This is a genomic window from Sinorhizobium sp. NFACC03 (assembly GCF_900103435.1).
GTDB lineage: Bacteria > Pseudomonadota > Alphaproteobacteria > Rhizobiales > Rhizobiaceae > Ensifer.
In genome coordinates, this window is the sequence record NZ_FMXF01000031.1 from 61,875 (window position 1) to 67,874 (window position 6,000).

The following is a 6,000-nucleotide window of genomic DNA, read 5'->3' on the forward strand; positions in this document are numbered from 1 at the left end:
ATACCAACGGCCCTCTTTTCGCGCGATGTCCGCAGTAGGTCACATTCCCGTCTCAGCGACAGAGGCAGCCGAGCTTCCATCTTCCATCCATCTGAGACAAGCGGAAGCCGGCAACATGGCGCTCCTATCCCTGTTCTTGAAAGGAAACGAACAGACGCCGTGGACGGGGAAGCTACGTTGGACTGACTGCGTCAGCTCATAACCAATTGGTTGCAGGTTCGACTCCAGCCGGGCCCATCATATCACCACGCTAATCGACGGACGCAGCCAACCGTGCGAAATGCCAGTTGATACGGTACGCGATCGCCTAAGAAATGGACTGCCTCGCTCCAAGTCGAGTTCGACAAGCTTGCGATCGACAGACGATATGTAATCGTCGGTAAAGCCGAAGCGAACGACTTTACCGTGAATGGTCAAAGCAGAATCCCGGGGCGGTGTAATCTCACACTGAAGTGCACTTAAAATTTCGCTCCACAAGATACACTATGCGATCCCAGATGATGAAGGTCGAACATCTGGTCACGGAGGCGTATTGAGAGTTCGATTCCAACGGCCGCTGACGGCTAGCACGTAGGCGCGGCTCGACGCTTCTACGTGCCGCTAGGCTGGCAATATCCCCGGTCCTCCCGACGCCCGTGCACGGTCGCTCCGGCCTTGCGACCGAGGCCGGTGTGGGCGGCGAGGCAATAGCTGCAATTATTGCGGTCGGCGATTGCCACTGCGATCTCTTCGCCGAGCCTGGCGCCGAGCCGGCCGCTGCCAAGCGCCCCGAACGTCCCCCACATGCTGGTCAGCGCCGCTGGCGAATTGGCCGCGGCCTTGAACATGTTCGGCACCATTCCAAAGGCGGCTTTGATCTGCAACAGCTGCTCGTTGGTGGTTCCCGTTGCATTGGACGGGTCGATGAGGGTAATTCTTGCCATGTTCTTTCCATTCGTTTGCCTGGAGGGGAGGAATTGTCAGTTCGGCGACGGCAGTCGCCGGACCGACCCTGCTTCAGCTACTCGGCGTCCGTGACCTTGCCGGGCAGGCTGAGATTTCCGGATGCGACCTTGAAGACGTTGTCGACGCACAGGAGCGGCGCGTGTAGGTTGCCGTTGACCTTGAGGCCGGCCGTGACGCCGTCATAGGACGCGCCCTTGATGCCGCCGATCAGCGACAGCGGGATTTCCACGTCGACCGTCTCGCCCTTGAAGCTGGTCGGATATTCGGGGCTGTCGATCAGCAGCGGCACGCCCGGCCAGGTCTTCGGCACCTTCGGCTTGGCGCCCTCAGGGATGTCGACGACCTTCAACCCGCCGCCGCACGCCTTGTCTTCGGAAAGCACCACCCAGTGCGGATGCCAGATGTGGCGATTCTTGCCACCCTTGGAGGCGTCGTCGAAATCCGGATGGAAGGTGACGGCGAGGGCGACGATCCCCTGGCCGTTGTCGAAGCCGATCTCGCCGCTGTCGAGGCTTGTCGGCCAGACATAGGCATATACGCTCGAGCCCTCGAACTTACCCGTCGCGTCGGGCTTGTCCTTGCCGGCCTCGCCGCGGACGCGCGTGGTGAAAACGGCCTTTTCGCCCTTCGTGGCGATACTTGTTTCAACGATATCGAAGGCGGCATGGACAGCCTCGGAAGGCTCGGCCTTTATCGAGTGGGCAACAGCGGCGCTCAGCCAAAGCGATGCCGTTCCGGCAACTAGCGCGGCGGTTGCAAGTTTTCGAAGCATGGGAATAGTTCCTTTCTTTTCAGTTTGCCTGGTTGTGTGGTCTAGCCTTCGATGCAAACGCGTCCGGGCAGTCACGGAGCCGCCGATGGCGGTATACCCCTTCAGTTCGAGCGCCCGTCACCGCGCTTGCCTACTGTTTCGTCGGTAGCGCTCCCATGCTGTCCTCGGCGCGCAGGCCATGTGGATGGTCGGGATCAAATGAATGGGTCGCGCGTTCGCCGGCTGCCTGCGCCGAGTATTCGGCGCCATAGAACATCCCGTGAAGCCCCCAATATGCGACAGCAAACAGCACCAGGGCCATCGCGATACCGCCCGGTATCGCAGGGATGTGAGCCTTCAAGGATGGCAGGAACCGGGTCTTTCGGCAGCGATCACAGGCTACGGCCACCAGGATCGCCATGATGAGGCCGTGACCGATCAGGTCGATCCTGCCGAAAGGCCAGACCGCGGCGGTAAAAATGACCAGCAGCGCAATTGCCGACAATCGCCGGATGAGCGGTGTCCACAGCAGACCGAAGCCCATGGTGAACTCGGCAACGCCGGCCATCGGAATGAAGACGTCTCGCGGCAGGCCGAAGGTCAGGAACGGCTTTTCCTCCACCAGGGGATAGAACCAGATCGGATAGGCGAACTTTTCGAGACTCGACCACATGAGCGCGACGGCAAGGCCCCAACGCAACGCCTCGAACCGGTGCGAGCGCAACGCTTCGTTCCGCGATGGCTCCATGATCAAATAGGCGGCAACGCCGAGGCCAAGCGCAAGGTAGTCGAAGAGGTGGAAGATATCGTAGTCGCGCAGCGCCAGGAGCCACAGCGTTATGATGCCGATACCGGCGAGCGGCATGGTGGCGCGGAAGAAGATGTAGACGGCAATAAGCAGTTGCAGCCACGACACCCATTCGGCGGGAGTCTTCAGATCGGGCGTCAGGTAGACGCCGCCGACCGAGAAGATGGCAATGAAGAAAGCGGCGACCGTCGCCCGCACATAGTCATCGAGCCTCAGCCACAAGGGCGCCGTCGCCCGGTCGATGACGTCGTGCGCGCTGGCGCCAAGAGCGCTGATCTCCGCAAGGCGCGTCGCCACGAAGAAGACGGTGACCAGGATCACACCGGACCAGAACCAGGGATTGGCAAGAACGCCTGATACCGGCTGCGGCTCGGCGCCGACGATATAGGGCGCAAACCACTTCACATGTGCGCCGGCGGAACTGGCGTAGAGCGCAAGCGCCACGCCGCCGCCGAGAATGATGCCAATGCGCCTGTGCACAGACATGAACTGCTGCTCTCATATCGGTTCGGTTGAATTTGTTGCTTCGAATCGGCGCGCACGGCGTGAGGGCCGCGCTTGGGGCGGCTATTCTGCGGCGTCGGTGATCAAAATTCCAATGGCGGCTGCCACACCGGCGCCGTAGCGAGGATCGGCTTTCGCACAGTTGGCGACATGCCGCCGCTTGATGTGCAGGTCGGCGCCGGCGATGCTGCGCGCGGTGTTCTCGAACAAGGCTTGTTGCTGCCTCGCAGTCATCAAGCGAAAGAGGTTGCCGGGCTGCTCGAAGTGATCCTCGTCGGCACGGTGATCCCAGTGGCGGATGTCGCCCTCGACCGGAAGCGGCGGCTCCACTTCGCCGGGCTGCACCTCCCATTGCGAGTACGAGTTCGGGTAATAGTGCCTAGTCGCGCCGAGATTGCCGTCGGTGCGCATCGCGCCATCGCGATGGAACGAATGGAACGGGCACCTCGGCGCGTTGACCGGTATGTGATTGAAGTTGACGCCGAGCCGGTAGCGTTGCGCGTCGCCATAGGAAAACAGCCGCGCCTGCAGCATCCTGTCCGGCGAAAAACCGATGCCGGGCACGACATTGGCCGGACTGAAGGCCGCTTGCTCGACTTCGGAAAAGACGTTGTCCGGGTTGCGCTCAAGTTCGAGCACACCGACCTCGATCAACGGATAGTCCGCATGCGGCCAGACCTTGGTGAGATCGAACGGATTGTGCCGATGCTGCCGCGCCTGTTGCTCGGTCATCACCTGGATGCATAGCGTCCACCTTGGAAACTCGCCCCTGTCGACTGCAAGAAACAGGTCGCGCTGGTGGCTCTCGCGATCGCTGCCGATGACGGCCGCCGCCTCCTCGTCAGTGAGATTGTCGATGCCCTGCTCAGAGCGGAAGTGGAACTTCACCCAGACGCGCTGGTTGGCGGCGTTGATCATGCTGAAGGTGTGAGAACCGAAGCCGTGCATGGCGCGGTACGACTTCGGGATGCCCCGGTCGCTCATGACGATGGTGACCTGATGCAGCGCTTCGGGCAGCAGCGTCCAGAAGTCCCAGTTGTTGTTGGCGCTGCGCATGCCCGTGTGTGGATCGCGCTTGACCGCGTGGTTGAGATCGGGAAAGCGCAGCGGGTCGCGGAAAAAGAACACGGGCGTGTTGTTGCCGACGAGGTCCCAGTTGCCCTCGTCAGTATAGAACTTGACGGCAAAGCCGCGGATGTCGCGCTCGGCATCGGCGGCGCCGCGCTCCCCTGCAACCGTTGAAAAGCGCAGGAAGACGGGCGTCTGCTTCCCGATCTCACCAAACAGCCCCGCCTTGGTGAAGCGGGTGATATCCGATGTGACCGTGAAGGTCCCGTAGGCGCCCGATCCTTTCGCATGCATGCGTCGCTCCGGAATCACCTCCCGGTCGAAATGCGCGAGCTTCTCGATCAGCCAGATGTCCTGAAGCAGGGCCGGCCCGCGCGGCCCCGCCGTCAGGATGTTCAGGTTGTCGGCCACGGGCGCGCCGTTGGCATGTGTGAGATGCTTGCTGGACATTGCCTTAGCCTCGGTTAGATCAAGAAGAGATATTCAGCGGCGCTCAACGTTCAGAAGACGAATGCGTGTCGCCGGCCCAACTGTGCCAGGCCCAATCGATGGCGAGACCCGCGACTCCTTCCGGCCAACGGCTCTGCATCTGGCAAGCGCGTTCAAAACGAACCCTGAAGCGGCCGACAACGACCAAGTATTGCGTCGGCGCCGAGACGGCAAAAACCGCGTGACTATCCATAGTAATCCCGCAGAAAAGAGTTAAATCAACGCGGTGAAGCTACGTGCAGTCGCTATAGACGTCTTGTATGATCTTGCTCTCACCAAACTCGTTATGTTTTTGCATAAGAAACGGAAGATGACGGCAGTTATCGGCCGAACAATAACTGTCGTGACACCACGAAACCGTTACATCCTTTGACAGCAATTAGGCGTCGGAAGCAGGACGAAATAAATTGTTCTTTTCAGCTTCGCAGCGGTTCTGATTCAAACTTTCTGCCGATGGAGGTCGGCAGATAATGTCGAAAGCCCTTTCCGTTGATCTTCGCGCATGTGTTCTTGCCCTCTGCCGGAGCGTCGCACAGAGAGGCTGCCGAGCGCTTTGGCGTCAGTGCGGCCAGCGTGAGCCGGTGGCGAAACCTGCAAGTCCGTCAGGGCCATGTTCGACCGGGTCCGCTGGGTGGAGACCGTCATTCGTAAAAAACCGAAGCCAACGCCAACGCGATCATGTCGTGGCTTGAGGAACACCGGGACGGCACCTTGTTCGAACTTCGTGATGCCCTTGCAGCTCAGGGCATCGCCATCAGCAAGTCGGCGCTGCACCGTTTCCTTGTCCGGCACAATCAGACGCGCAAAAAAGACTGGCCACGCGATAGAGCAAGCACGCCCAGACGTCTTGGAACTCCGTCAGCGGTGGTTCGACGAGCAACTCGATCTTGATCCGTCGCGGCTCGTGTTCATCGATGAAATATGGACCGCGACCAACATGGCCCCGCACTCATGGAAGATGCACCAGAGGTGAGCGGCTACGGATGTGTTTCCCGCATGGCCATCGCAAGACGACGACGCTTGTCGCCGGTCTACGAAACACCGGAATGGTCGCGCCTTTGGTCATCGACGGTCCGATCAATGGCGAGTGGTTCGAGGCCTATGTCGCTCAGGTCCTGGTCCCGACATTGAAACCCGGTGACATCGTGATCCTCGACAATCTTTCCAGCCACAAACGGCCAGCAGCAAGAGCGTCAATCGAAGCGGCGGGCGCAACGATGGTGTTCCTGCCGCCCTACAGTCCCGACTTCAACCCCATCGAAAAGGCCTTCTCCAAGCTCAAGGCACATCTGAGGAAGGCGGCTGAGCGGACCGTGTCTGGTCTGTGGGACATGATTGGCAAGGTCGTCCTCATCGGCGGTCGCAGTAGGAGCCGTGTGATCAGATAGCGGATCTCTGCGACGCTTGGTAGAAGCGCAAGTTTGTCGGTCAGGCG

Annotated in this window: 4 protein-coding genes and 1 pseudogene; 1 reads left to right on the plus strand and 4 read right to left on the minus strand. The window is 60.4% G+C overall.

The window, feature by feature from the left end:
- Positions 1–590 precede the first annotated feature (590 nt).
- The 4 genes from BLU35_RS28275 to BLU35_RS28290 all read right to left on the minus strand — a co-directional run bounded on the left by BLU35_RS28275 (position 591) and on the right by BLU35_RS28290 (position 4,526).
- Positions 591–923: a carboxymuconolactone decarboxylase family protein gene (locus tag BLU35_RS28275; RefSeq protein WP_093235454.1), complete on the minus strand. Its 333-nt coding sequence runs from the start codon at positions 921–923 to the stop codon at positions 591–593.
- 77 nt (positions 924–1,000) lie between these two features.
- Entirely contained in the window at positions 1,001–1,717 is a 717-nt protein-coding gene (locus BLU35_RS28280) for a hypothetical protein (protein WP_093235456.1), read from the minus strand.
- A 130-nt stretch (positions 1,718–1,847) separates the two neighbouring features.
- Positions 1,848–2,990 (minus strand): hypothetical protein, encoded by a 1,143-nt coding sequence (locus tag BLU35_RS28285; protein WP_286161653.1) that lies wholly within the window; start codon positions 2,988–2,990, stop codon positions 1,848–1,850.
- An 81-nt stretch (positions 2,991–3,071) separates the two neighbouring features.
- Complete coding sequence (locus BLU35_RS28290) at positions 3,072–4,526, minus strand: catalase (protein ID WP_093235457.1); 1,455 nt, start codon at positions 4,524–4,526, stop codon at positions 3,072–3,074.
- 509 nt (positions 4,527–5,035) lie between these two features.
- Between BLU35_RS28290 and BLU35_RS28295 the strand changes: the two are divergent.
- Positions 5,036–5,953, plus strand: a pseudogene (locus tag BLU35_RS28295) (IS630 family transposase).
- Positions 5,954–6,000 lie beyond the last annotated feature (47 nt).

What these genes read in the sequence shown, in the direction of transcription:
- BLU35_RS28275 (WP_093235454.1), bottom strand. Translation starts at nt 923, where the DNA reads ATGGCAAGAATTACCCTCATCGACCCGTCCAATGCAACGGGAACCACC.
- BLU35_RS28290 (WP_093235457.1), bottom strand. Translation starts at nt 4,526, where the DNA reads ATGTCCAGCAAGCATCTCACACATGCCAACGGCGCGCCCGTGGCCGAC.
- BLU35_RS28280 (WP_093235456.1), bottom strand. Translation starts at nt 1,717, where the DNA reads ATGCTTCGAAAACTTGCAACCGCCGCGCTAGTTGCCGGAACGGCATCG.
- BLU35_RS28285 (WP_286161653.1), bottom strand. Translation starts at nt 2,990, where the DNA reads ATGTCTGTGCACAGGCGCATTGGCATCATTCTCGGCGGCGGCGTGGCG.